Consider the following 24888-nt stretch of genomic DNA (forward strand, 5'->3'; position numbering starts at 1 on the left):
CGGGCGCGGGTCCCGCGGCGCCTACGGCAGGATCAGCCAGTCCAGCGCGAACGCCGTCAGCAGACCGCCCGCCAGAAGCCAGGTGGCCAGCCGGGTACGGCCGTTGCGGGAGAGTTCGATCACGACGCCGCAGAGGATCATGGCGAGTCCGTACACGCCGACGACCAGGACGGACGTGTGGCTCGCCAGCCGTACCACGAGCACCGCGGCCGTCACGACGAGCAGCACCGATCCGGCGACGATCCGCAGCAGCCGCGCCTGCCTGGGCGTGAGGCCCGTCCGCTCCGCCTCGGTCTCCGCGATGTCCTGCTCAGAAGCACTCATGTGGCGGGAGCGTAACGGACTCCCGTTAGGCTGTTCGCATGACGACCGGGGTACGCCGAAGGATGGGCGTCGAGGAGCGCAAGCAGCAGCTGATCGGGGTGGCCCTCGAGCTGTTCAGCCACCGTTCTCCCGACGAGGTCTCCATCGACGAGATCGCCGCGGCCGCGGGCATCTCGCGGCCGCTGGTCTACCACTACTTCCCCGGCAAGCAGTCGCTCTACGAGGCGGCGCTGCGCCGCGCGGCCGACGAGCTCGCCGCGCGCTTCGTGGAGCCGCCGCACGGCTCGCTCGGCGCGCGGCTGTTGCGGGTGATGGGCCGGTTCTTCGACTTCGTCGACGACCACGGCCCGGGTTTCGCGGCGCTGATGCGCGGCGGTCCGGCGGTCGGCTCGTCGACGACGAACGCGATGATCGACGAGGTGCGCCAGGCAGCGTACGAGCAGATCCTGGCCCATCTGGAGGTCGCGGAGCCCTCGGCGCGGCTCGAACTGGTCGTCCGTTCCTGGGTGTCGCTCGCCGAGTCGACGGCGCTGCTGTGGCTGGACGGGCGCCGGGTGCCGCGCGCGGAGCTGGAACTCCAGCTGGTGCACGACTTCTCGGCGCTGCTGACGGTGAGCGCGGCGTACGACGAGGAGATGGCGGAGCTGGTGATCCGCATCCTGGCGGGCGAGCCGGCCGACGGCCCGTTCGGCGACCTGGTGGCCCGCCTCGCCGCCCTGGTCCCCCAGGTGCCGGCCCAGCGCCCGGCGTAGGACGGACGGCACCGGCCCGGCGCCCGGCGTGGGACCGGCACCTGCCCCGGCGCCGCGATCCCGCTCCGGCGCGCCACGCCGGCGTCCGGCGCTCCGGGCCCCGCGCCCGGGGCCGTCAGCTCTTCGCGTACGACGGGTCCAGGTCCCGTACCTCGGCGGAGACGCGGACGCCCTCCGTGTCCTTGAGGTGGGCCGGCACCAGGTCGAGGACCGCGCGGCTCAGACGGGCCTTGGCCTCCTCCGTGCGGCCGGCCAGCAGTCCGATCTCGACGTGGACGACGGCCTCGGCCTCGCCCGTGGCACCGTCGCCGACGACGAGCTCCTCGACCTCGCGGAAGCGGGTCTTGCAGGCTTCGAGCCGTGCGTCGACCGTGTCCACGACCGTCCGGTGCAGCGCGCGGGCGAAGCCGCGCCGGTCGAGGGGCGCGGAGTAGTCGACGGTGATCTCGGGCATGGGGTCACTCCTGGTGGTCCGGTTCTCCGGCCCACCTTGACCGGGATCGCCCCGGCGGCACAAGTGACCTTCCGGCAGGCGGACGGCCGTGACCTCGCCGTCATGGAGAAGGCCGTGCCCCGGTGGTCACCGGGGCACGGCCTCCGTTGCCCGCCGCGAACGGTCAGCGTGCCGTGAAGACCGCCACCGTGCGGGCCGGGACCGTGAAGGCGCCCGTGCCGGGCTCGTAGGCGGCGGTCCTCACCGTCGCGTCGGAGCCGTGTGCCTGGACCGGGTGGAGGCGGTAGCCCTTCCCGGCGAGGGTGCCGACGGTCTGCTTCTGCTGCTGCGGGGTCGCGTTGAAGACGACGACCAGGTCGCCGAGGCGCATGGTGATCACGCCCGGGGTCTCGTCGCGGCCGGACAGCGGGAAGGACAGGGCGTCCTGGACGCGGGCGGTCGTGCCGAGCGAGAAGACCGGCTCGGTGGTGCGGATCTTCTGCAGGTCGCGGTAGGCGGCCGAGGCGCCGTCGATCTCGGCGCAGCCGGGCGTGAGGGCCGGGTTGCTCAGGAGCGGCCTGGCGTAGCCCCACTTGGCCTGGTTGTCGGCGGCCGGCGGGAGGCCGCGGCCGAAGCCGTTGCCGTCGCGGCAGTCCCAGTGGATGGCGTTGAACCAGTCGCCGCTGTCGTACGAGTTGCGGTCGAGGGACTTGGAGCGGAGCAGGTCGCTGCCGGCCTGGGAGAGCGCCGGGCCCTGGGAGAGGGTGGCCGTCGCCATGGCGAGGACCTGCATGCGGGCCCGGTCGGCGGCCGGGGTGCCGGCCGGCAGCTTGAAGGCGAGGGCGTCGTAGAGGCTCTCGTTGTCGTGGGCGTCGGCGTAGGCGAGGGCGTCACCGGGTGCGGCGGCGTAGCCGGCCGGGGAGCCGTTGTAGTCGACCTCGGAGCCCTTGACCGTACGGCCTGCGGTGTCGGTGAAGGTGTACGAGGCCAGGTTGCCGGTGAGGCCGACCTTGATGAGGTCCTGGTAGTGCAGGAGGCGGGCCTTCTGCTGTTCCGGGGTGCCGTTGGCCTTCGACGTGTTGGGGTCGGTGAACAGGCCGGACGCGAAGCCCTGGACGCCGGGGTCCTCGTCGAAGGGGCCGCCGCCGCGGACGGCGTCGCGGGCCCGGTCGGAGAAGGTGGCGATGCCGGTGCCGGCCATGTTCTTCTGGGTGGCCTGGACGAAGCGGGCGTCGTCGGCGACCTCGCCGAAGTTCCAGCCCTCGCCGTAGAGGACGATCGCCTTGCCGTCGACGCCGTCCTTCTCGACGGTCAGGGCGTCGAGGGCCTCGCGGACGGCGAGGATGTTCTCCTTCGGGTGGTGGCCCATGAGGTCGAAGCGGAAGCCGTCGACCTTGTACTGCTTCGCCCAGGTGACGACCGAGTCGACGACGAGCTTGCCCATCATCGCGTTCTCGGGCGCGGTGTTGGCGCAGCAGGTGGAGGTGGCGACGGAGCCGTCGGCCTGGAGGCGCTGGTAGTAGCCGGGCACGATCCTGTCGAGGACGGACTTGTCGGACTGTCCGGCGGCGACGGTGTGGTTGTAGACGACGTCCATGACGGTGCGCAGGCCGTCGCCGTTGAGGGCCTGGACCATCCTGCGGAACTCGACGGTGCGGCGGGTGCCTTCGGGGTCGGTGGCGTACGAGCCCTCCGGCACGGTGTAGTGCAGCGGGTCGTAGCCCCAGTTGAAGGCGTCCCTGGCCGCGGCGGCGGCCACGCAGGCCTGCTGCTCCTCGGAGTCGGGGGCGTGGACCTCGAGGTCGCAGGAGGGCGTGGTCTGCGCGGACTTCTTCTCGGGGATGGTGCCGATGTCGAAGGCCGGGAGCAGGTGGACGTAGCCGGTTCCGGAGGCGGCGAGGGCCTTGAGGTGCCGTGAGCCCTTGCTGTCCTTGTCGGTGAAGGCGAGGTAGGTGCCGCGGTGGGCGGCCTTCGCCGTCGGGTCCGCGACGGAGAAGTCGCGGATGTGCAGTTCCTGGATCTGCGCGTCGCGCAGCGGCACGGCGGCCGGTTTCCTCAGGGTCTTCCAGCCGGCGGGCGCGAGCGCCGGGTCGGCGAGGTCGACGACGAGACTGCGGGCGGAGTCGGTGGTGAGGGCGGTGGAGTAGGGGTCGGTGACGCGGTTCTCGACGAGCTTCCGGACGCTGGGTGCCCAGACCTTCACCACGTACCGGTACGGCTTGCCCTGCCAGCTCTTCGGGCCGCTGACGGACCACACGCCGCTGATCTCGTCGCGGCGCATGGGCACGGTCCTGCCGTCGAGTTCGAGGGCGACGGACTGGGCGGTGGGGGCCCAGACGGACAGGGTGGGCCGGCCGCCGCGGAACACGGGTCCGAGGTTCGCGCCGGTGGCCTTCGCCGCGTACAGGTCGTCGAGGACGCCGGCGGTCTGGACGCCGGTGGCGGCGAGCAGGGCGCCGTTGGCAGCGCGCTGGGTGGCGATCAGCTGGCCGCGCAGCGCGCCGCGGACGCGGTCGGCGTCGCGGGGGTCGACGGTGAAGGCGGGGTAGTCGCGCAGGTGCGGGAACCTCGCCTTCTGGGCGTCGGTGAGCCGGGCGGCGGTGAGGCGGAGCCAGCGGCCCTCGTCGCTGAGCGCGCCGTCGGTGACGGTGATGCCGCCGTTCTCCGCGTAGACCAGCTGCTGGCTGGTGGCGTCGGTGGTCTTCACCTTCCACACGACGGTGTTCCGGTCGATCCACTGGGCCTCGGCCTTGCCGAGGTCGAGGTTCGGGGCGCCGCCGGTCGTCGGGAGCAGGTACTTCTGCTGCCCGCCGAGCATCCACACCTCGTTGCCGTAGGTGGCGAGGTCGAGGGACTGGTCGGTGGGCAGGTCCTTCTGGTCGCCCTTGTGGACGATGTACGACAGGGAGGTCGCGCCGGCGGCGAGCGGCACCTCGTAGACGGCGCCGTACGCGTCGAAGCGGGACGGCATCAGCGGCTTGGACCAGTCGGTGGGCCGGTCGGCGCCGGTCCACAGGTGGAGGCCCCAGCCGTCGTAGTTCCCGTCGGCGCGCTGGTAGTGGAGGATCGCCGTGGTCTTGTCCTGCGGGGCGGGGGCCGGGTCGGTGTCGGCCTGGCCGGCCTGGCCCTGCGTGATCCAGACCTCGCCGGTGCGGCCGAGGCTGATGCCGCGCTGGGGGCCGTCGGCGGTGCCGTCCTTCTCGACGGTGTACGCGACGGTGGAGGCGCCGTCGGGGACCTTCACCCAGGCGAACGCGCCGAACGCGTCGCGGCCGTTGAAGACGGCCTCCTGGCCGGCGGCCTTGAGCTTCCAGCCGTCGTAGTCGCCGCCGGGACGCTTGTAGTGGACGATCGCGTAGGGGCGTTCGACGGCGACGGGCTTCTCGGGCGGCGGGACCTGCCCGGCGGTGCTGGTGGCGAGGGCGCTCGCGGTGCGTCCCGCGGAGTCGACGGCGACGGCCTTGTAGCGCAGGGCGGTGCCGGCGGGCGCGGTGACGTGCTGGGTGACCTTGTAGGGGGCGTGGTCGGCGGTGCCGAGGGTCTTCCAGGGGCCGTTGCCGACCTGGGCCGCGAAGACGACGCGGTTGAGGCCGCCGCCGGTGACGTCGGCGGAGAGCTCGACGGTGCCGGTGGCCCCGGCGGCCGGGGCCGTCAGGCTCACGGTCGGCTTCACCGCGGGGGCCGGGAGCGGCGCGTCGGCCTTCAGGACCAGCGAGGACAGGGCCGGGACGGTGACGGTGACCTTGCCGTCCCGGGCCGCGACGGCGCCCTGACCCCCGTACAGGACGTGGAAGGCGGCGGAGTCGACGGGGACGGTGACGGTCCGGTCGGTGGTGGCGCTGTTGGCGGCGACCAGGTATTCGGTGCGCTGCCGGGCGTCCGTACGGGAGAAGGCGTAGACGGAGCCCTCGGCGTACCGCTCCTGCTGGACGCCGTCGCGGAGCGCCGGGTGGGCCTTGGTGAGCCGGGACAGGCCGGCGATGGAGCGGTAGACCGGGTGCGTGGTGTCGTACGCGTCGGAGGCGTGGGTGCGGTCGGTGCCGAGCTGGTCGTCGTCGAGGTAGTCGGCGGTGCGGGAGGCGAACAGGGTCTGGCGGGCGTCCTTGTCGCCGCCGGCGCCGGTGTAGCCCTGCTCGTCGCCGTAGTAGACGACGGGGTTGCCGCGCGACAGGAACATCAGCTCGTTGGCGAGGCGGGCGCGCCGGAGCAGTTCGGCGTCCGGGGCGCCGGGGTTGTCCTGCTTGAGGAAGGTGCCGATGCGGCCCATGTCGTGGTTGCCGAGGAAGCTGACCTGCTCGTAGGCGTTGGCCTTGTCGGTGGTGTAGCGGTAGTCCTCGGCGAAGACCCTGGCGAGCCGGTCGGCGCCGGCGCCCTGGGAGGCGAAGGCGCGGGCGGCGTCCTGGAGGGGGAAGTCGAGGGTGGCGTCGAGCCGGCCGCGGGTGACGTAGGGGCTGGTGACGGCGGTGTCGGCGGAGTAGACCTCGCCGAACATGAAGAAGTCGTCCCGGCCCTGCTTCTTGGCGTACGCGTCGAGGGCGGTGGCCCACTGGGTCCAGAAGTCGAGGTCGACGTGCTTGACGGTGTCGATGCGGAAGCCGTCGATGCGGAAGTCGTGGACCCACTTCTCGTAGATCTTCTTCATGCCCTCGACGACCTCGGGGCGCTCGGTCCACAGGTCGTCGAGACCGACGAAGTCGCCGTACTCGGCGGACTCGCCGGCCCAGGTGGAGTCGCCCCGGTTGTGGTACATCGTCGGGTCGTTGAGCCAGGCGGGGACCTTGGCGGCCTTGTCGCCGGGCTTCTGTACGGGCGTGTAGGGGAACGAGTCGGCGTCGGTCCTCGGGAACGTCTTCCCGGCGGCGCGGTCGTCGAAGGGACGGCCGGTGGCGTCGAGGTACGGGTGGGCGCCCTTGGGGCGGTAGCCGTAGGTCTTCTCGGCGTAGTCGACGGTGTCGGCGGTGTGGTTGGTGATGACGTCGAAGAAGACCTTCATGCCCCTGGCGTGGGCGGCGGCGATCAGCCTCTTCAGGTCGTCGTTGGTGCCGAAGTGCGGGTCGACCTGGGTGAAGTCGGTGATCCAGTAGCCGTGGTATCCGGCGCTGGCGTCCTTGCCCTCGCCCTGCACCGGGCGGTTCTTGAAGATCGGGGCCATCCAGATGGCGGTGGTGCCGAGGCCCTTGATGTAGTCGAGCCGCTGGGTGAGGCCCTTGAGGTCGCCGCCCTGGTAGAAGCCCTTGTCGGTGGGGTCGAAGCCGGTGGCGGTGCGGCTGCCGGTGAGGCCGCCGCGGTCGTTGGACGGGTCGCCGTTCGCGAAGCGGTCGGGCAGGACGAAGTAGAACTGCTCGCGCGTGAGGTCGTGGCGGGCGGGCTGCGCGGCGAGCGCCCGGTCGGAGGGCGGCGCGGGGGGCCGGGGCGCCGCCGTCGCGGGGACGGCGGGCACGAGTGCGGCGCACAGGGCGGCGGCCAGCGCGGCCGCCGTTCTCTTGCGTGTCACGGGGGTGCTCCCTGGAGGTACGGGAAGGGGGAGGTACGGGAAGGGGGGCCGCCCCGGACGGGGCGGCCCTGGAGCGCGGGTGCGTCAGTTGCGGAAGGTGTCGTTCAGGGTGATCCGGCCGGAGGCGGGGACGGTCGCGGTGCGGTTGGCTCCGGACTCCCAGGTGACGTTTCCGGCGGCGTCCTTGCGGAGGTACTTGTACTCGAAGGCCGTGCCGGCGGGCAGGTTCACCGCCAGCTTCCACACCGGGTACGTGGCCGGGTCGAGCTTGAGGGCGGCGGCCGGGGACCAGGTGCCGAGTTCGGCGCGGTTGCCGGTGACGTAGATGTTCTGGCCGGTGACGGTGGTCGCGTTGACGTCGAAGGAGGCGCCGGTGGTGGCGGGCGGGGTGGTGCCGCCGCCGGTGCCGCAGCTCGTGGCGTTGACGTGGAGGGCGAGGGCGGTGTTGCCGCCGAGGGTGGCGGTGAACTGGCCGGCGGAGTTCACGGTCACGGGGTTGCCGCTCTGCACGTCGCAGTAGGTGCCGGCGGGCAGGGAGGTCTGGAAGGTGCGGCCGAGGGCCGAGGTCTCGTGGTTGACGACCACGTAGGCCTTGCTTCCGCGGCCGAACGCGATGGCGTTGTTGCCGTTGTCCCACCAGTCGGTGACGGCCTGGCCGCGGGCGGTGTTGCGGAAGGCCACCATGGAGGAGATCTCGCGCCAGGCGTGCTGGCACTTCCAGCCGTTGCTGTAACAGGCGTTCACCTGGTGGTTGTTGGGCGCGCCGGCGTTCTTGTCGCTCCACTCGTAGCCGGAGTGGACGTCCGGGGAGCCGTAGGGCCAGGCGAGCATGAAGACGGAGGCGAGGGTGTAGTTCGCGCCGTCCTTGTAGTTCAGGGTGTCGCCGCCGCGCTCGGTGTCGTGGTTGTCGACGAAGACGCCGGACCGGCCGGAGGGCATGTAGCCCCAGGCCTCGCCGAAGTTCTTGAGGTAGGCGAGCTTCTCGTTCTGCAGGACCCGCTTGAGGTCGCGGGCGTAGCGGAACTCCTGGACGTCGCCGTTGCCGAGGTACTCGCTCGGGGAGACGGCCTCGCCGGCGCCGTGGATGGCCTCCTGCTTCCAGTAGACGGAAGGATTCGTCAGCCGGGACTTGATGTCGGCGAGGTCGGCGGCCGGCATGTGCTTGGCCGCGTCCACCCGGAAGCCGTCGACGCCGAGCGAGAGCAGGTCGTTCATGTAGGCGGCTATCCGGCCGCGGACCCAGTCCTCGCCGGTGTCGAGGTCGGCGAGGCCGACGAGTTCGCAGTTCTGGACGTTCGCCTTGTCCTGGTAGTCGGAGACGTGGGCGCGGCAGTCGTCGAGGTCGGCGCCGGAGTAGATGCCGGGGTAGTGGTACTTGCTGTAGGTGGAGCCACCGGTGCCGGTGTAGGTGGCGCCCGCGTCCGCCGGGCCCGCCATGTGGTTGACGACGGAGTCGGCGACGACCTTCACCCCTGCCGCGTGGCAGGTGTCGATCATGCTCTTGAAGGCGGCGCGGTCGCCCAGCGGGCCCGCGATCTTGTAGCTGACCGGCTGGTAGGCGGTCCACCACTGGCTGCCCTGGATGCGTTCCTGGGGCGGGGAGACCTGCACGTAGCCGTAACCGGCCGGGCCGAGCTGGTCGGTGCAGGCCTTGGCCACCGAGGCGAAGTTCCACTCGAACATCACCGCGGTGACGTCCTTCTCGCCGGGGGTCGAGGCCTGCGCGGTGGGGGTGGTTCCCGTGACGGCCACGGCGGCTCCTGCCACGAGGGCGAGGGCAGCGGCCACGGTCTTTCTTGCCATGTTTCCTCCTGTACGACGTCCCTGTCGCAAGAGCGGCTCTCGGGCTCACGAGAGCCGGTACGCAAGAAGTTGCCGAAACTCGCAGCAACTGATTTCAGCCGCGACGCTAGGGGTGCACAGGCATGGGGTCAAGGGTTCGAACCGAGGCAACGCAAGGTCTTGCGCAAGGAGTTACGAAACGCTGTGCGGCGCCTGGGACGTGGAGCCGCGCACGACCAGCTCGGGCTGGAACACGAACTCCGTGCGCTGCACCGGGTTTCCCTCGATCTCCTCGAGGAGCGCGCCGACCGCGGCCGTCGCCATGGCCTGCACCGGCTGGCGCACCGTGGTCAGCGGCGGATCGGTGAACGCGATCAGCGGGGAGTCGTCGAAGCCGACCACCGACACGTCACGGGGCACGTCGAGGCCCCGGGCGCGCGCGGCCCGGATCACGCCCAGCGCCATCAGGTCGGAGCCGCACACGAGCGCGGTGCAGCCCTCGGCGAGCAGGATGTCGGCGGCGGCGTGACCGCCTTCGACGCCGAAGAGCGTGGGCCTGATGAACCGTTCGGCCTCTTCCCGCTCGACGCCCAGCTGGTCGCGGAGCTCGGCGGCGAAGCCCTCCGCCTTGCGGCGCGAGGGCACGTACCGGGTCGGCCCGATGGCGAGACCGATCCGCTCGTGGCCGAGTTCGACCAGGTGGCGCACGGCCATGCGGGCCGCTGCCCGGTCGTCGGGCGAGACGAAGTTGGCGTCGATGTGCTCGTTGAAGCCGTTGATGAGGACGAACGGCACCCCGCGCGCGGCGAGCCGGGTGTAGCGGACCGGGTCGGCGCTGGCGTCGGCGTGCAGCCCGGACAGGAACACGATGCCGGACACCCCGCGCTCCACGAGCTGGTCGACCAGCTCGTCCTCGGTGGCGCCGCCCGGCATCTGGGTGCAGAGCACCGGGGTGTAGCCGTGCCCGGCCAGGACCTGTTCGATGACCTGGGCGAAGGCCGGGAAGATGGGGTTGGTCAGCTCCGGCACGACCAGGCCGATGAGGCCGGCGCTGCGCCGTTTGAGCCGTACGGGACGCTCGTAGCCCAGCACGTCGAGCGCGGCGAGCACCTTGTGACGGGTCGCGCCCGCCACTCCCGCCTTGCCGTTGAGGACCCGGCTGACGGTCGCCTCGCTGACCCCGGACTGGGCCGCGATGTCCGCGAGCCGCGGGGCACCGGCTCCGGCGCCCCGCGGCGGGGGGATCGTCACACCGCCCACCAGGCGGTGGTGTCGGCGGGCACTTCGGCCTCGTCGTCGACGATCCGGACCTCCTCGTTGGAGAGGAGCAGCCGGCCGGGCAGCGGGACGGAGATGGCCCGGCCGGTGGTGTTGGCGACGCAGACGAATCCGTCGCGCCGGAAGGCGAGGACGCCCTCGGGGGCGTCCAGCCACTCGACGGACTCGCCCGCGCCGAGTTCGGGGCGCTCGCGGCGCACGGCGAGCGCGCTGCGGTACAGCTCCAGGGTGGAGGTGGGGTCGCCGGTCTGCGCCTCGACGCTCAGGGCGCCCCAGGTCGCGGGCTGCGGCAGCCAGGAGCCGCCGGTGCCGAAGCCGTACGAGGAGCCCTCGGCGGTCCACGGGATCGGCACCCGGCAGCCGTCGCGGAAGCCGTCCTGGCCGGTGGCCCGGAAGAAGGACGGGTCCTGGCGGACCTCGTCGGGCAGGTCGGTGACGTCGGGCAGGCCGAGCTCCTCGCCCTGGTAGACGTACGCGGAGCCGGGCAGCGCCAGCATCAGCAGGGTCGCGGCGCGGGCGCGGCGCAGGCCGAGCTCGCGGTCGCCGGGGGTGCGCAGCTGGGTGCCGAGGCCCGGCGGGTTGGCGAAGCGGGTGGCGTGCCGGGTGACGTCGTGGTTGGACAGCACCCAGGTGGTGGGGGCGCCGACCGGGCGCATCGCGGCGAGCGAGGCGTCGATGACGCCGCGCAGCTCGGCCGCGTCCCAGTGGGTGCCGAGGTACTGGAAGTTGAAGGCCTGGTGCATCTCGTCGGGGCGCACGTAGTTGGCGGTGCGCTCGACGGTGGGCGTCCAGGCCTCGGCGACGAGGACGCGCTCGCCGTCGTACTCGGACAGCACGTTGCGCCAGGAGCGGTAGATCTCGTGGACGCCGTCCTGGTCGAAGAAGGGCATGACGTCGTTGCCGAGCAGCTTCAGCTGGTCGTGGCTGCCAATGTCGGGCAGGCCGGCGGCCTTGACCAGGCCGTGGGCGACGTCGACGCGGAAGCCGTCCACGCCCATGTCGAGCCAGAAGCGCAGGATGGAGCGGAACTCGTCGCGGACGGCCGGGTGTTCCCAGTTGAAGTCGGGCTGCTCGGGCGCGAAGAGGTGGAGGTACCACTCGCCGGGCGTGCCGTCCGGGTTCTCCGTACGGGTCCAGGCGGGGCCGCCGAAGATGGACTCCCAGTCGTTGGGCGGGAGTTCGCCGTTCGCGCCCTTGCCGGGGCGGAAGTGGTAGCGCTCGCGCAGCGGGGAGCCGGGGCCCTCGCGCAGGGCGCGCTGGAACCACTCGTGCTGGTCGGAGGAGTGGTTGGGGACCAGGTCGACGATGATCCGGAGGCCCAGTTCGTGGGCCTCGCGGATCACGGCGTCGGCGTCGTGGAGGGTGCCGAACATGGGGTCGATGGCCCGGTAGTCGGCGACGTCGTAGCCGGCGTCGGCCTGCGGGGAGGCGTAGAAGGGCGAGAGCCAGACGGCGTCGACGCCGAGTTCCTTCAGGTAGGGCAGCCGGCTGCGGATGCCCCGCAGGTCGCCCATGCTGTCACCGTCGCCGTCGGCGAAGCTGCGCGGGTAGACCTGGTAGATCACCGCGTCTCTCCACCAGCCCGTGTGCGTGCCGGTGGTCGGGGCGTCGGCCGGGGTGGCGAGGTGCTGGGTCATGTCTTCCCTGGGAGGTAAGGAGGGGCGTCGTACGGGTTCGGTGCTCAGGGCCGTCAGCCCTTGACGGCACCGGCGGACATGCCGGTGACGAGGTGGCGCTGGGCGAGGAGGAACACCAGGGCGGCGGGGATGGCGATGAGCACGGAGGCCGCGGTCATCGGGCCCCACTGGGCGCCGTACTGGTTGACGAACTTCTGCAGTCCGCCGGCGAGGGTCATGTTCTCGTCGCCGACCATGAAGGCGGAGGCGTAGGCGACCTCGCCCCAGGCGGTGATGAAGGAGTAGAAGGCGGTGACCGCGATGCCCGGCTTGGCGAGCGGCAGGATGAGCCGCCAGAAGGTGCCGAACGGGGTCAGGCCGTCGACGTAGCCCGACTCGTCGATCTCCTTCGGGATGGTGTCGAAGAAGCCCTTCATCATCCAGGCGCAGAACGGCACGGCGATGGTCAGGTAGGTGACGACCAGGCCGGTCGAGGTGTTGAGCAGGCCCATCGACGCCATGATGTTGTAGATCGGCACGATGAGGACGGCGACCGGGAACATCTGCGTGATCAGCAGCGTCCACATCAGTCCGCGCTTGCCGGGGAACCGGAAGCGGCTGACGGCGTAGCCGGTGGTGGAGGAGACGAAGACGCCGAGCAGGGTGGTGAGGGCGGCGACGAGCAGCGAGTTGCCGAACCAGGTGAGGAACGGGGTGTCGTTCAGCAGGTTCGTGTAGTTCTCGAGCGTCGGCTCCTTCACGAAGTCCGTGGTGGTCGCGAACTTCGCGGGCTTGAGCGAGGTCAGCAGCACCCACAGCACCGGGAAGACGGCGATCACGGCGGCGACGACCAGGCTGACGTGCAGCCCGACGGAGGCCAGCGGCGAGCGGCGGCCGCGGCGCGGGGGGTTGGTCCTGGCCGGGGCCTGGGCCCGGTGCTTGGCCGGGCCGGTGGCGGTTGCGGTGGTCACCAGACTTCTCCCTGCTTGCGGAGGACCCGCCGGTAGACCGCGGCGAAGACCATCAGGAGGACGAGGATCAGCACGCCCCAGGTGGAGGACTGGGCGTAGTCGCGCGGGCTGATCTCGAAGGAGAACTTGTAGGCCTGGGTCACCAGGATCTGGGTGGCCTCGCCGGGACCGCCCCGGGTGAGCAGGAAGATCACCGGGAACATGTTGAAGGTCCAGATGGTGCTCAGCAGGATCACCGTGGTGCTGACGGACCGCAGTCCGGGCAGGGTGATGTGCCGGAAGCGCTGCCAGGCGTTGGCTCCGTCCATCTCGGCGGCCTCGTACATCTCGCCGGGGATGGACTGCAGGCCGCCGAGGAGGGCGACCATCATGAACGGCACGCCGAGCCAGACGTTGACGGCGATGACCGAGAACTTGGCCCAGGTGGGGTCGTTGAGCCACGGGACGGCGTCGATGCCGCCGCCCGCGAGCAGCTGGTTGAGGATGCCGCGGCGCTCGTCGTAGAGGAAGCGCCAGGCGAAGACGGAGACGAAGCCGGGAACGGCCCAGGGCAGGATGAGCAGCATGCGGTAGACGCCGCGGCCGGCCATCTTGCGGTTGAGCATGTTCGCGAGGACGAGGCCGAGGGCGAACGTGACCGACACGCACGCCACCGTCCACACCAGGGTCCAGCCGAGGGTGCCCACGAACTGGCTTCCGGTGAGCGCGTCGACGTAGTTGTCGACGCCGACGAACTCGTAGCTCGCCGGGATGTGGTTGACGCCGATGGAGCGCTCCACATTGCGTTCGTTGGCGTCGGTGAGCGACAGCCAGATGCCGCGGACCAGCGGGTATCCGATGATCACGCCGATCACGAGCACCACCGGGGCGACCATCGCCCAGGCGTACCAGTGGGTGGAGAGGGATCGCCGTACGGCGCCCCGGGATCCACCGTTCCGCTTGCCAGTTCCGCGGCTCCGGCCGCGGGCGCTGTCGCCCGCGGCCTTCGCCACCGACTGGCTGCTGGTGTCCACAGCCATCAGCCGGTCTGCCTTCCTTCGTGCTCCGTCTCCGGCACGGGGTTGGTTACTTCCAGTCCTTCAGGAGCTTGCGGTAGGAGTCGCCCGCGGTCTTCGCGCCCTGCTCCGGGGTGCTCTGGTTGGTGAGGACCTTGGTGTACTCGGTGACCAGCGGGGCGAAGAGGCTGCCGCCCTCCGGGATCCACGGGCGCTCGACGGCCTTGTCCACGACCGGCTTGAAGAAGGTGATCATCTCGTTGGTGGCCACCTCCGTCTTGCCGTAGGCGGAGGTACGGGTCGGGAGCAGGCTCAGTTCCTTGGCGACCTGGGCCTGGACCTCGGTCGAGCTCATGTACTCGACGAAGGCGTAGGAGGCGTCCAGGTTCTTGGAACCGGCGTAGACGGCGAGGTTGTGGCCGCCCTGCGGGGCGCCCTGGGCGGCGGAGCCGGCCGGGACCGGGGCGATGCCGAGGTTCGCCTTGTCGGCGAACTCCTTGCCCGTGTAGGTGTCGGCGACGGCCCACGGGCCGTTGATCATCATCGCGACCTTGCCGTCCTTGAAGGCGGCCTGCATGTTGTCCCAGCCGTTGGTCGCGTCGGTGATCGCGGCCTTGGAGTCGACCAGGTCCTTGACGGTCTTGAAGGCCTTGACGCCGGCCGGGTTGTCGATCGTGACGGTCTTGGTGTCGGCGTTGACCATGTCGCCGCCCTCGCCGTACAGGAAGGAGAGGAACCAGTAGGCGTCGTCACCGCGCAGGTACAGGCCGGTCTTGCCGGTCTTCTGCTTGATCTTGGCGGCGACGGACTTCAGCTCGTCGATGCTCTTGGGGACCTCGACACCGGCCTCCTTGAAGATCTTCTTGTTGTAGAAGATGCCCATGGAGTCGATGACCTGCGGCACGGCGTAGGTCTTGCCGTTGTACTTGGTGGACGCGGCGGCCTGCTTGAGGAAGTCGTCCTGGTCCTTCAGGGCGGCGGTGCCGTCCAGCGGGGCGAGGTAGCCGAGGTTCGCGAAGTCCGGGGTCCAGGCGACCTCGGAGCGGATCACGTCGGGAGCGCCCGAGCCGGACTGAGCGGCGTTCTTGAACTTGTTCTGCGCATCGCCGAAGGGCACGTTCACGTACTTGATCGTGACCTTGGGGTGCTTCTTGGTGAAGTCCGCGGCGATCTTCTTGAAGACCTTGTCCTCGGATCCGACCGTGGAGGTGTCCCACCAGGTGACGGTGCCGGAGAGCTCGCCCGAGCCCTTCGAGCCGCCGTCGTTCGAACCGCTGTCGCTGCCGCACGCCGCCAGGGTCACGCCCAGGGCGGCGACCAGCGCGGTGGCCGCTATGCCACGCCGCATGTGAACTCCTTCAGATGGTCCCGGGGGGACGAGGGGCTGGAACCTTCCTCATTGCGACCGCTCCCTCGCGGCGCTCCGGGTTGGCAGGAACGTAACAGGGATGAAAACGAGCCGAAAGAGCTTGCGGGAAATTTCTGCAAGACCCGAGGATCGTTACATCCGCGTGTCCCGAAGGTTGCGGACAGGCCGCTTGACAGCTCCGGAGTCATGACTCCGCTTGCAAGAACTTGCGCAAGCCGGACGGCAACGGCCGGAACCCGCGTTCGGTGGGCAATCCGACGCCCGACCGGTACAGTCCACTCCCATGACCGCGCGGCTCGCCGACATCGCAGCCCAGGCGGGGGTCAGTGAAGCCACAGTCAGCCGCGTGCTCAACGGCAAGCCCGGTGTGGCCGCGGCCACCCGTGAATCCGTGCTCGCCGCACTCGACGTGCTCGGCTACGAGCGTCCCGTACGGCTGCGCCAGCGCAGCGCGGGCCTCGTCGGGCTCATAACCCCCGAACTGGACAACCCGATCTTCCCCGCGCTCGCGCAGGTCATCGGGCAGGCCCTCACCCGGCAGGGATACACCCCGGTGCTCGCCACCCAGACCCCCGGCGGGTCCACGGAGGACGAGCTCACCGACATGCTGGTGGAGCGCGGCGTGGCCGGCATCATCTTCGTCTCCGGGCTGCACGCCGACACCACGGCCGACACCACCCGCTACGACCAGCTGCGCGGCAAGGGCGTCCCCTACGTCCTCATCAACGGCTTCTCCCCCAAGGTGCAGGCCCCCTTCGTCTCCCCCGACGACCGGGCCGCCATGGTGCTCGCCGTGACCCACCTCGCGGCGCTCGGCCACACCCGGATCGGCCTCGCCGTCGGCCCCAAGCGCTTCGTGCCGGTGCTGCGCAAGATCGAGGGTTTCCGCAAGGGCATGCAGGACCGCTTCGGCCTCGACCCCGAGCAGACCGAGGAACTCGTCCAGCACTCCCTCTACACCCTGGAGGGCGGCCAGGCCGCCGCCTCCGCGCTCATCGCCAAGGGCTGCACCGCCGTCGTCTGCGCGAGCGACATGATGGCCCTCGGCGCCATCAGGGCCGCCCGGCAGCAGGGCCTCCAGGTACCGAAGGACGTCTCGGTGGTCGGCTTCGACGACTCCCCGCTCATAGCGTTCACCGATCCGCCGCTCACCACCATCCGGCAGCCGGTGCAGGCGATGGGCCAGGCAGCCGTACGGGCGCTCCTGGAGGAGGTCGGGGGCACCCCGGCCCCCCACAGCGAGTTCGTGTTCATGCCCGAACTGGTGGTCCGCGGCTCGACCGCCTCGGCCCCGGCCGCCGCGCCCCGGCCCGCTCAGGGATGAGGGGCGTCGTCCCGGGGGACGGCGTCCTCCCGGGGACGGGCGTCCTCCCGGGGACGGGGTCCGTCCCGAGACGGACCCGGGTGCGCCGGGAACCCGACTGGAGGATGATCGGTCGAGGGGACGGGATCTGGCAGACTCTCCTCCTATGGGTGAAACGACCGTGAAGAGTTTGGAAAACCGGACGACCCCGTCGTCACCCACCGTGGCCGACGGGCGATGGGCGCGTCTGCGCGCCCGGGCGCCGCGGCGGCCGCGGATCTGGTTCGAGATCCTGCTCATCGCGGTCAGCTACTGGCTGTACTCGCTCATCCGCAACGCGGTGCCCGAGCAGAAGGCCCAGGCGCTGAAGAACGCGGACTGGATCTGGCAGGCCGAGCACTCGCTCGGCCTGGCCTTCGAGCACACCGTCAACCACGCCGTGAACTCGGTGACATGGCTGATCGTGTCCATGAACTACTACTACGCGACCCTGCACTTCGTCGTGACGATCGGTGTGCTGGTGTGGCTGTACCGGTGGCAGCCGGGCCGTTACGCCGCGTTCCGCACCGTCCTGTTCGCCACCACGGGCGTCGCTCTGGTCGGCTACTACCTGTACCCGCTGGCGCCGCCGCGGCTGATGAACGGGCAGAACTTCATCGACACGGTGCTCGTGCACCACACCTGGGGCTCGATGGCCTCGGGCAACCTCAAGCAGATGTCGAACCAGTACGCGGCGATGCCGTCGATGCACATCGGCTGGTCGCTGTGGTGCGGCGTCACGATCTTCCTGCTCGCGAAGGCGCCCTGGGCCCGGATCCTCGGCCTGCTCTACCCGATGGCGACGCTGGTCGTCATCGTCGCCACCGCCAACCACTTCTGGATGGACGCGGTGGGCGGCATCGTCTGCCTCGGCTTCGGCTTCGCCGTCTCGTACGTCTGGTACGGCTCGCGCCCGCACCGGCTCCCGAAGCTGGTGGAACCGGCCGCGTCGACGCCGCAGGGCGTCACGCGGGGTGACGACGGGTCGCGCGAGGGGGCGGGGCTCGCCCCGGAGGACACCGCGAAGGCCGCGAGGGCAGCGGAATCGGACGAGCGCGACGAGGAGCCGGTCGGCTCCGGCCGGTGATCCGTGCCGGCCGGTGATCCGGGCGGGTGAGCGGTCCGTGGCTGTGATCCGTACGGGACAGCGATCCGTACGGGACAGCGATCCGTACGGGATGGCGATCCGTACGGGATGGCGATGACCGGCGGCGGCCGGTGGCGGCCGGAAGCTGCTGAACACCCCGTGCGGACCTATGCTTTTCAGTGGGGCCCTTCGTACCGCTGGATGCCGTGGATCCGCTGGATTCCGTGCGTCCGGATCGGAGGCAAGGATGCTGACGCCCCGCACCGCGGCGGCCGCCCTGTTCGCCGTTCTGGCCCTGCTGGCCTTCGTCTCCCCCTCCCCCGCCGCCCTCGCCGCGGCCGCCGCCCCCGGACCCGGCGGGCTCGTGGTGACGTACGAGCCCGGCGAGACCGAGGAGGACGAGGCCGAGCGGCAGTTCCTGGAGGCCAACGAGGTCCTGGAGAGCGCGGCCACGCACGCCAACAGCCTGATCGGTCTGCCGCGCGACATCTCCCTGACCGCCCTGAGCTGCGGCGAGGAGAACGCGTTCTGGGATCCGGAGAGCGAGACCATCGCCTTCTGCTACGAGCTCGCCGGCGCCTACCGGTCGCTGTTCACGGACCTGAACACCGAGGGCAGCGAGGCCGAACGGGTCCGGGCCACCGACGACGACGTCATCGGGATCTCCAACAGCGTCGTCTTCCACGAGTTCGGCCACGCCCTGATCAGCCTCTACGACCTGCCGATCACCGGCCGCGAGGAGGACGCCGCCGACCAGCTCGCCACGCTGCTGCTCGCCGGTGACTCGCTGCACCAGGAGTACGCGGTCAGCGCCATCGAGGCCTGGGGCGCGCTCGCCCTCTCCGCCGAGCAGGGCGACGTCGCCGCGGATCCGGCCGACGAGCACTCGCTGGACTCCCAGCGGTACTTCAACGCCATCTGCTGGCTCTACGGCTCCGACCCGGCCGCCTACCAGGGCGTCGTGGCGACCGACGGGAACCCGGACGGGGTCCTGCCGGAGGACCGCGCCGCGCGCTGCCCCGCCGAGTTCGACCAGATCGACCAGGCCTGGGGCACCCTGCTGGAGCCGTATCTGAAGACGGCCTGAGGGGCGGCGGGGCCGAGGGGCGGCGGGGGTGAGAGGGCGGCGGGGCCGGGCGCCGGCCCCGCCGGCGTTACCCGCAGGGCCCCGGCGGGCCTCAGGCCCCGTACCGGCGGGCCTCAGGCCCCGTAGAAGAGTTCCTCCATCACCGCGCGCGCCCGGCGGGTGACCCGGCGGTAGTCGTCCACCATCTCTCCGACGTGGCCGGGCCCGTAGCCCATGTAGCGGCCCACCGCCGCCAGTTCGCGCGGCTCGGACGGGAAGGTGTCGCCGGGCCGGCCGCGGACCAGCATCACCGCGTTGCGCACCCGGGTGGCGAGTACCCAGGCCTCGTCCAGGATCTGCGCCTCGTCCGTCGGGATGAGACCGGCGGCGTGGGCGGCGGCCAGGGCCTCGCGGGTGCGGGGGGTGCGCAGGCCCGGCTCGGCCCAGCCGTGCCGCATCTGGAGCAGCTGCACCGTCCACTCGACGTCGCTCAGTCCGCCGCGGCCCAGCTTGGCGTGGAGGGTCGGGTCGGCGCCGCGCGGCAGCCGCTCGGTCTCCATGCGGGCCTTGAGCCGGCGGATCTCGCGCACCGCCTCGTCGCCGAGGCCTTCCACGGGATAGCGCAGCGGGTCGACCAGGTCGATGAACCGCTGCCCGAGCTCCGCGTCGCCGGCCATCGGCGCGGCCCGCAGCAGGGCCTGGCTCTCCCAGACGAGCGACCAGCGGCGGTAGTAGGCCTCGTAGGACTTCAGGGTGCGGGCGAGCGGTCCGTTCCTTCCCTCCGGGCGCAGATCGGCGTCGATGAGCAACGGCGGGTCGGCGGTGGGCACTTGGAGCAGTCGGCGGATCTCGGTGACGACCTGGTTGGCGGCCCGCGCCGCCTCCTGTTCGTCGACGCCCTCGCGCGGTTCGTGCACGAACAGCACGTCCGCGTCGGAGCCGTAGCCGAGTTCGTGTCCGCCGAAGCGGCCCATGCCGATGACCGCGAAGCGGGTCGGGAGTTCGTCGCCCCATTCGGCGCGGACGGCGGCGCGCAGCGCGCCCGCGATGGTGGCGGCGTTGAGGTCGGTGACGGCCTGGCCGACCCGGTCGACCAGGGCGCCGGGGTCGGGTTCCCTGGGGCTGTCCTCGGTGCCGTACGAGCCGATGAGGTCGGCCGCGGCGGTACGGAACAGTTCCCGGCGGCGCACCCCGCGGGCCGCCGCGACCGCGGCCTCGGCGCCGTCGGCGCGGCCGACGGCGGCGAGGACCTCCTGCTCCAGGTGGTCCCGGCCGCGCGGCCTCAGGCCCTCGGGGTCGCCGAGGATGGCGACCGCCTCGGGGGCGCGGAGCAGCAGGTCGGGCGCGAGGCGGCCGGCGGAAAGGACCCGGGCGAGGTTCTCGGCGGCGGCGCCCTCGTCGCGGAGCAGCCGCAGGTACCAGGGCGTCTTGCCGAGCGCGTCGGAGACCTTGCGGAAGCCGAGCAGTCCGGCGTCCGGGTCGGCCGAGTCGGCGAACCAGCCGAGCAGCACCGGCAGCAGCGTCCGCTGGATCGCGGCCTTGCGGCTGACGCCGGAGGACAGTGCCTCCAGGTGGCGCAGGGCGGCGGCGGGGTCGGCGTAGCCGAGTGCTTCGAGGCGCTGGCCGGCGGCCTTCGGGCTGAGCCGGATCTCGCCGGGGGCGAGCTGGGCGACGGCGTCGAGGAGCGGCCGGTAGAACAGCTTCTCGTGCAGCCGGCGCACGACGGCCGCGTGCCGCCGCCACTCGCGGTTCAGCTCGGCGACCGGGTCGGTGCGCAGGCCGAGGGAGCGGCCGAGGCGGCGCAGGTCCTCGTCGCCCTCGGGGACGAGGTGGGTGCGGCGCAGCCGGTACAGCTGGATGCGGTGCTCCATGGCGCGCAGGAAGCGGTAGGCGTCGTCGAGCTGGGCGGCGTCGGCGCGGCCGACGTAGCCGCCGGCGGCGAGGGCGGCGAGCGCGTCGAGCGTGGTGCCGCTGTGCAGCGAGGCGTCGCTGCGGCCGTGCACCAACTGGAGGAGCTGCACGGCGAATTCGACGTCGCGCAGGCCGCCGGGGCCGAGCTTGAGTTCGCGGTCGATCTGCGCGGCGGGGATGTTGTCGACGACGCGGCGGCGCATCTTCTGCACGTCGGGGACGAAGTTCTCGCGCTCGGCGGCCTGCCAGACCAGCGGGGAGACGGCGTCGATGTACGCGGCGCCGAGGTCGGCGTCGCCGGCCACGGGCCGGGCCTTGAGGAGGGCCTGGAACTCCCAGGTCTTGGCCCAGCGCTGGTAGTAGGCGAGGTGGGAGGACAGGGTCCGGACGAGCGGGCCGTTGCGGCCCTCGGGACGGAGGTTGGCGTCGACGGGCCAGATGCTGCCCTCGACGGTGGTCTCCGAGCAGATCCGCATGAGGTGGGAGGCGAGCCGGGTCGCGGCCTGGAGCGCCTTGGCCTCGCCGCCGTCCCGGACGGCGGCCTCGTCCGTGGCCTCCCCGACGAAGATGACGTCGACGTCGGAGACGTAGTTGAGCTCGTTGCCGCCGCACTTGCCCATGGCGATCACGGCGAGCCGGCACTGGGCGGCGTCCTCGGGCGCGGCCGCGCGGGCGAGGCGGAGCGCGGCGCGCAGGGTGGCGGTGGCGAGGTCCGCGAGTTCGGCGGCGGTCTGGGCGACGTCGGTGGTGCCGCACACGTCGCGGGCGGCGATGGACAGCAGGCAGCGGCGGTAGGCGACGCGCAGCGACACCGGGTCGGTCGCCCCGGCGAGCCCGCCCTCGAACTCGGCGACGCCCGGGTGCAGGTCGGCGGCCTCGTAGGTGACCAGGGCCTGCCAGTCGTGCGGGTGGCGGGCGAGGTGGTCGGCGAGCGCCTCGGAGGTGCCGAGGACGCCGAGCAGCCGGTCACGGAAGGGCTTGGCGGAGAGCAGCGTGGTGGTGAGGGCGGAGCGCTCGGCCTCCGGCTGGGCCTCGACGAGCCGGACCAGACCGCGCAGCGCGAGGTCGGGATCTGCGGTGCCGCCGAGGGCGTCGAGGAGCACGGAGTCGCCGCGCAGGGGCGCGAGCCCGTCCAGGTCGAGCAGTCGCTCGGCGGCGGACGGATCGGTGAATCCGTGTCGCAGCAGCCGGGTGAACGTGCTGCTCCTGCGTCCCGGCACCGTCATCCCGCCGCTCCTCCACCGGTCGATCAAGCCCGGTCCCGAGCCTATCCGGCGAACGGGCGGAGGGGCCTGCCGGGGAGCGCGGGGCGGGTCCCGGGCGTGCCCTCGGGTGCGGACGGGCCCAGGGCGTGCCGGAGGAGGCGGGGCGGGTCCCGGCCGGAGCCGGAGGGCGCGGACGGGGTCCCGGGCGGGCCGGAGCCGGAGGGCGCGGGCCGGTTCGCCGGTGTGCCCGCGGAGCCGGAGGGCGCGGACGGGGTCCCCGGCGGGCCGGAGCCGGAGGGCGCGGACGGGGTCCCGGGCGGACCGGAGCCGGAGGGCGCGGGCCGGTTCGCCGGCGTGCCCGCGGAGCCGGAAGGTGCGGACCGGTTCGCTGGCGTGCCGGAGGGCGCCGGGCCGGTTCGCCGGTGTGCCCGCGGAGCCGGAGGGTGCGGACCGGTTCGCTGGCGTGCCGGAGGGCGCCGGGCCGGTCGCGGCGGCAGAATCGGCGGCATGAACTGGACCCTCGAAGTGGTGACCGTCCCCGTCACCGACCTGGACCGGGCCAAGGAGTTCTACGGCGAGCGGCTCGGCTTCACGGTCGACCTGGACCAGGAGGTCTCGCCCGGTACCCGGATCGTGCAGATCACCCCGCCGGGTTCGCGCTGCTCGATCGCCCTCCTCCAAGGCATGCCGCCGTTCCCGGGCACCGGGGTGATGGCCCCCGGCAGCCTGCACGGTCTCCAGCTGTGCGTCACCGACATCGAGGCGGCGCGCGAGCGGCTGCTGGCGGCGGGCGTGCACGCGACGCCGGTGATGCACGTGGGCGCGTCGGGCTGGGAGGCCGGCAAGGGCGGCACCTGGAACTCGTTCCTGACCTTCCGCGACCCGGACGGCAACGGCTGGTGGGTGCAGGAGGCACCCTCGGAGCTGTCGGAGCGGTGAGCCGCCGGTGGCGTCACGCGGGAGACGTGACGCGGGACGTCACGCGGCGAACACCAGCCGGTAGTTCCGCACCTTCTCGTCCTCGCCCTCGTACGCCATGCCCGCCGCCTCCATGACCCGCTGGGAGGCGACGTTGTCGAGGTCGGCGTCGCCGCGGACGGCGGTGGCGCCGGCCTCGCGCGCGCGGGCGATCAGCGCGCGCAGCGCCTCGGTGGCGTAGCCCTGCCCACGCGCTCCGGGCACGAGTCCGTACCCGACGGTGACGACCCCGGCCGTGTCCGGAGGGCCGTGGAAGCCGATCCCGCCGATGGTGCCGCCGTCGGCCAGGAGCCGTATCTCGTACGGCCGGTAGGCCCCGGGATCGCCGCGCTCGGCGACGCCGTTCAGGAAGCCGCGGGCACTCCGGACGTCGCCGTCCCCGGGATACCCCTCGGCCCAGCGGTCGCCGGGTGCGGGCGCGGCATCGACGATCCGCCGGGCGTCGTCGACGGTGAGCGGGAGCAGCCGCAGCCGGGCCGTCTCGATGATCTTCACGTCTGTCACGAGCGGCAGTGTCGGCCGGGCCGGCGGCGGCGGGCAAGCGATTTCGGCCGGCCGGCAGGCCGCGGCGCCGCGAGGACGCCCATTACCTGCGCTTCCCCACCCTGGAAAGGGGTCTCCGGTGCCACGAGACTCGGCCTCGCCGAGTTCACGCACGCGACACGGGGGGCCAGATGCGCCTGTGCGAAGACCGCTGTCCGGCGGAGAGTCCCGATCTGTGTCGGGAGGCACTGGAGGTCTACCGGACCGCCGTCGCGTCCGGGGAGCTGAAGGACCCTCCTCCGCCGTGTCCGACCGCCCTCGAACTGCTCCGTCCGCACCCGGAGGACCCCGGACGGCTGGTGCCGGTGCCGCCGGACGTGGCCGAGCACCACCTCGTCCAGCCGCTGGAGCAGGAGTTGCAGGCGGGTCGGAGCAGGCTGCTGTCCGTCCGGCAGGTCCTGGCCGGGGTGGAGTCGGTGTACCGCGAGGAGTCGCGGCGCGCGCCCTCGCCTCTGCAGTTGCTCCGCGGGAACGACGTCATCCACAAGAAGCTGCGCCAACTCAACGCCGAATGCCGCCACGAGCTGCAGGCCATCCAGCCGGGCGGCCCGCGGTCCGCGCCCGCGCTCGCGGAGGCACTGCAGCAGCTGCCGGGCGTGATCGCCCGTGGGGTGCGGCACCGCACGCTCTACCAGCACACGGTCCGCGGGCACCGCCCGATGATCGAGTTCATGACGGCCATCCAGAAGGCCGGCGGGCAGTTCCGGACCACGGATCTGCTGGCCGACCGGGTGATCCTCTACGACCGGTCCGTGGCCCTGATCCCCGACCACCGGTACTCGCGCCCCGACCACGCGCTGCTGATCGAGCATCCCGCCGTCGCCGCGTATCTCGCCGGTGTCTTCGACCTCATCTGGGACGCGGCGGAACCGGTCGAGCCGTTCGAGACGCCCGCGAGCACGCCGCCGCTGCTGGCGGACGAGAAACAGCTCAGCGTGCTCCGGCTGATGGTCCAGGGGCACACGGACGCGAGCATCGCGGCCCGCCTGGGCATGAGCGCCCGGACCGTGTCGGCGCACGTCAACCGGGCCTCGACCACCTGGGGCAGCCGCAGCCGGGCCCACCTGGCGTACCTGCTCGCGGAGAACGACGCCCTGCGCACACCGCCGGAGTCCTGAGTCGTCCGCTTTCGCGCCCTTCGGCCGGGGTGCGGCTTTCCGCAGTGCGGGATCCCGCAGACCGCTCGCCGTGGTGGCCGCCGCACGGTGATCGGCAAGCTCGTGTCGCGGCGGTCGCACGGACCGCCGCACGTCCGCACCACACCGACGAGAACGGAACCTCCCATGAGTCTCAAGCGCAAGTCGGCCATCGCCCTGTCCGCCCTCGCCCTGGCGGCCGCCGGCACGGCGGTGACGACGACGCCCGCGGCGGCAGAGGGCGGCTGCCCCGCCGCCACGCTGTGTCTGTCCGAGGACACGAACTACGTCGACATCGACGTCACGTCCAAGACCACCGCCACGAACTGCATCGCGCTCGGCCACTACGGCGAGACCGGCTTCTACAACGGCATCAAGTCGTACGTGAACAACCTGCCGGTCAAGGTCGACGTCTACTACTGGAGCGACATCTACAAGGCGTACCGTCCCGAGTCGCCCATCTACTCCGGCGGCTTCAGCAGCAACACCACTTCGGTGGCCTTCTACGGCATGCGCGGCGCCGTCTGCACCGGCGGCGGCAACCCCAACATCCTGCTCGTCTCCTGACGCACCACCGGTGCACCGCCGACCGCCTGCCCCGCCGGC

At 71.9% G+C, this 24888-nt stretch carries 18 protein-coding genes; 7 read left to right on the top strand and 11 right to left on the bottom strand.

Annotated elements, in window-relative coordinates; translation table 11 throughout:
* Positions 1–21 precede the first annotated feature (21 nt).
* Positions 22–324: a hypothetical protein gene (locus tag ESG85_RS25955; protein WP_128983295.1), complete on the bottom strand. Its 303-nt coding sequence runs from the start codon at positions 322–324 to the stop codon at positions 22–24.
* A 38-nt stretch (positions 325–362) separates the two neighbouring features.
* Between ESG85_RS25955 and ESG85_RS25960 the strand changes: the two genes are divergently transcribed.
* Positions 363–1076: a TetR/AcrR family transcriptional regulator gene (locus tag ESG85_RS25960; RefSeq protein ID WP_128983297.1), complete on the top strand. Its 714-nt coding sequence runs from the start codon at positions 363–365 to the stop codon at positions 1074–1076.
* Between the two features lie 115 nt (positions 1077–1191).
* Here the strand turns inward: ESG85_RS25960 and ESG85_RS25965 are convergent, their stop codons facing one another.
* The 8 genes from ESG85_RS25965 to ESG85_RS26000 form a co-directional block, all read right to left on the bottom strand.
* Entirely contained in the window at positions 1192–1530 is a 339-nt protein-coding gene (locus ESG85_RS25965) for a 5-carboxymethyl-2-hydroxymuconate Delta-isomerase (protein WP_128983299.1), read from the bottom strand.
* A 163-nt stretch (positions 1531–1693) separates the two neighbouring features.
* Positions 1694–7003, bottom strand: a complete 5310-nt coding sequence (gene pulA, locus ESG85_RS25970) for a pullulanase-type alpha-1,6-glucosidase (RefSeq protein ID WP_246095284.1) — start codon at positions 7001–7003, stop codon at positions 1694–1696.
* A gap of 84 nt (positions 7004–7087) precedes the next feature.
* Positions 7088–8806 (bottom strand): carbohydrate-binding module family 20 domain-containing protein, encoded by a 1719-nt coding sequence (locus ESG85_RS25975; RefSeq protein ID WP_128983301.1) that lies wholly within the window; start codon positions 8804–8806, stop codon positions 7088–7090.
* 171 nt (positions 8807–8977) lie between these two features.
* Positions 8978–10045, bottom strand: a complete 1068-nt coding sequence (locus ESG85_RS25980) for a LacI family DNA-binding transcriptional regulator (protein ID WP_128983303.1) — start codon at positions 10043–10045, stop codon at positions 8978–8980.
* Positions 10033–11700 carry a glycoside hydrolase family 13 protein gene (locus tag ESG85_RS25985; protein ID WP_128983305.1) on the bottom strand — a complete coding sequence of 556 codons (1668 nt, stop codon included), beginning with the start codon at positions 11698–11700 and terminating at the stop codon, positions 10033–10035. Before ESG85_RS25985 ends, ESG85_RS25980 begins: the two co-directional genes overlap by 13 nt.
* 53 nt (positions 11701–11753) lie before the next feature.
* The gene (locus ESG85_RS25990) at positions 11754–12650 is read right to left on the bottom strand and encodes a sugar ABC transporter permease (protein ID WP_128983307.1); all 897 of its coding nucleotides are present in this window, start codon (positions 12648–12650) and stop codon (positions 11754–11756) included.
* Positions 12647–13669 (bottom strand): carbohydrate ABC transporter permease, encoded by a 1023-nt coding sequence (locus tag ESG85_RS25995; RefSeq protein ID WP_128983309.1) that lies wholly within the window; start codon positions 13667–13669, stop codon positions 12647–12649. The genes ESG85_RS25990 and ESG85_RS25995 overlap by 4 nt, the downstream gene beginning before the upstream one ends.
* A gap of 46 nt (positions 13670–13715) precedes the next feature.
* Positions 13716–14993, bottom strand: coding sequence for an extracellular solute-binding protein (locus ESG85_RS26000; RefSeq protein ID WP_128983311.1), 1278 nt, complete (start codon positions 14991–14993; stop codon positions 13716–13718).
* 304 nt (positions 14994–15297) lie between these two features.
* Here ESG85_RS26000 and ESG85_RS26005 point away from each other — a divergent pair, with 304 nt between their 5' ends.
* From ESG85_RS26005 to ESG85_RS26015, 3 genes are all read left to right on the top strand, one after another.
* Positions 15298–16338: a LacI family DNA-binding transcriptional regulator gene (locus ESG85_RS26005; RefSeq protein WP_181019114.1), complete on the top strand. Its 1041-nt coding sequence runs from the start codon at positions 15298–15300 to the stop codon at positions 16336–16338.
* Positions 16339–16483: 145 nt separating this feature from the next.
* Positions 16484–17443, top strand: coding sequence for a phosphatase PAP2 family protein (locus ESG85_RS26010; protein ID WP_128983316.1), 960 nt, complete (start codon positions 16484–16486; stop codon positions 17441–17443).
* Positions 17444–17690: 247 nt separating this feature from the next.
* On the top strand, positions 17691–18530 hold the full coding sequence (locus tag ESG85_RS26015) for a DUF4344 domain-containing metallopeptidase (RefSeq protein ID WP_128983318.1): 840 nt from the start codon (positions 17691–17693) through the stop codon (positions 18528–18530).
* A 113-nt stretch (positions 18531–18643) separates the two neighbouring features.
* Here the strand turns inward: ESG85_RS26015 and ESG85_RS26020 are convergent, their stop codons facing one another.
* Positions 18644–21646: a bifunctional [glutamine synthetase] adenylyltransferase/[glutamine synthetase]-adenylyl-L-tyrosine phosphorylase gene (locus ESG85_RS26020; protein WP_128983320.1), complete on the bottom strand. Its 3003-nt coding sequence runs from the start codon at positions 21644–21646 to the stop codon at positions 18644–18646.
* Between the two features lie 486 nt (positions 21647–22132).
* On the opposite strand from ESG85_RS26020, the gene ESG85_RS26030 reads away from it, so the two are divergent.
* On the top strand, positions 22133–22564 hold the full coding sequence (locus ESG85_RS26030) for a VOC family protein (protein ID WP_128983321.1): 432 nt from the start codon (positions 22133–22135) through the stop codon (positions 22562–22564).
* 39 nt (positions 22565–22603) lie between these two features.
* Here the strand turns inward: ESG85_RS26030 and ESG85_RS26035 are convergent, their stop codons facing one another.
* Positions 22604–23107 (bottom strand): GNAT family N-acetyltransferase, encoded by a 504-nt coding sequence (locus ESG85_RS26035; protein ID WP_128983323.1) that lies wholly within the window; start codon positions 23105–23107, stop codon positions 22604–22606.
* Between the two features lie 170 nt (positions 23108–23277).
* Between ESG85_RS26035 and ESG85_RS26040 the strand changes: the two genes are divergently transcribed.
* A complete protein-coding gene (locus ESG85_RS26040) occupies positions 23278–24264 on the top strand; it encodes a LuxR C-terminal-related transcriptional regulator (protein WP_128983325.1) in 987 nt (328 codons plus the stop codon).
* A 165-nt stretch (positions 24265–24429) separates the two neighbouring features.
* Entirely contained in the window at positions 24430–24849 is a 420-nt protein-coding gene (locus ESG85_RS26045; protein ID WP_128983327.1) for a proteinase inhibitor I36 SMPI, read from the top strand.
* The last annotated feature ends 39 nt before the right edge of the window (positions 24850–24888 follow it).

The organism is Streptomyces roseicoloratus, assembly GCF_004117935.1.
Taxonomy (GTDB): Bacteria; Actinomycetota; Actinomycetes; order Streptomycetales; family Streptomycetaceae; genus Streptomyces; species Streptomyces roseicoloratus.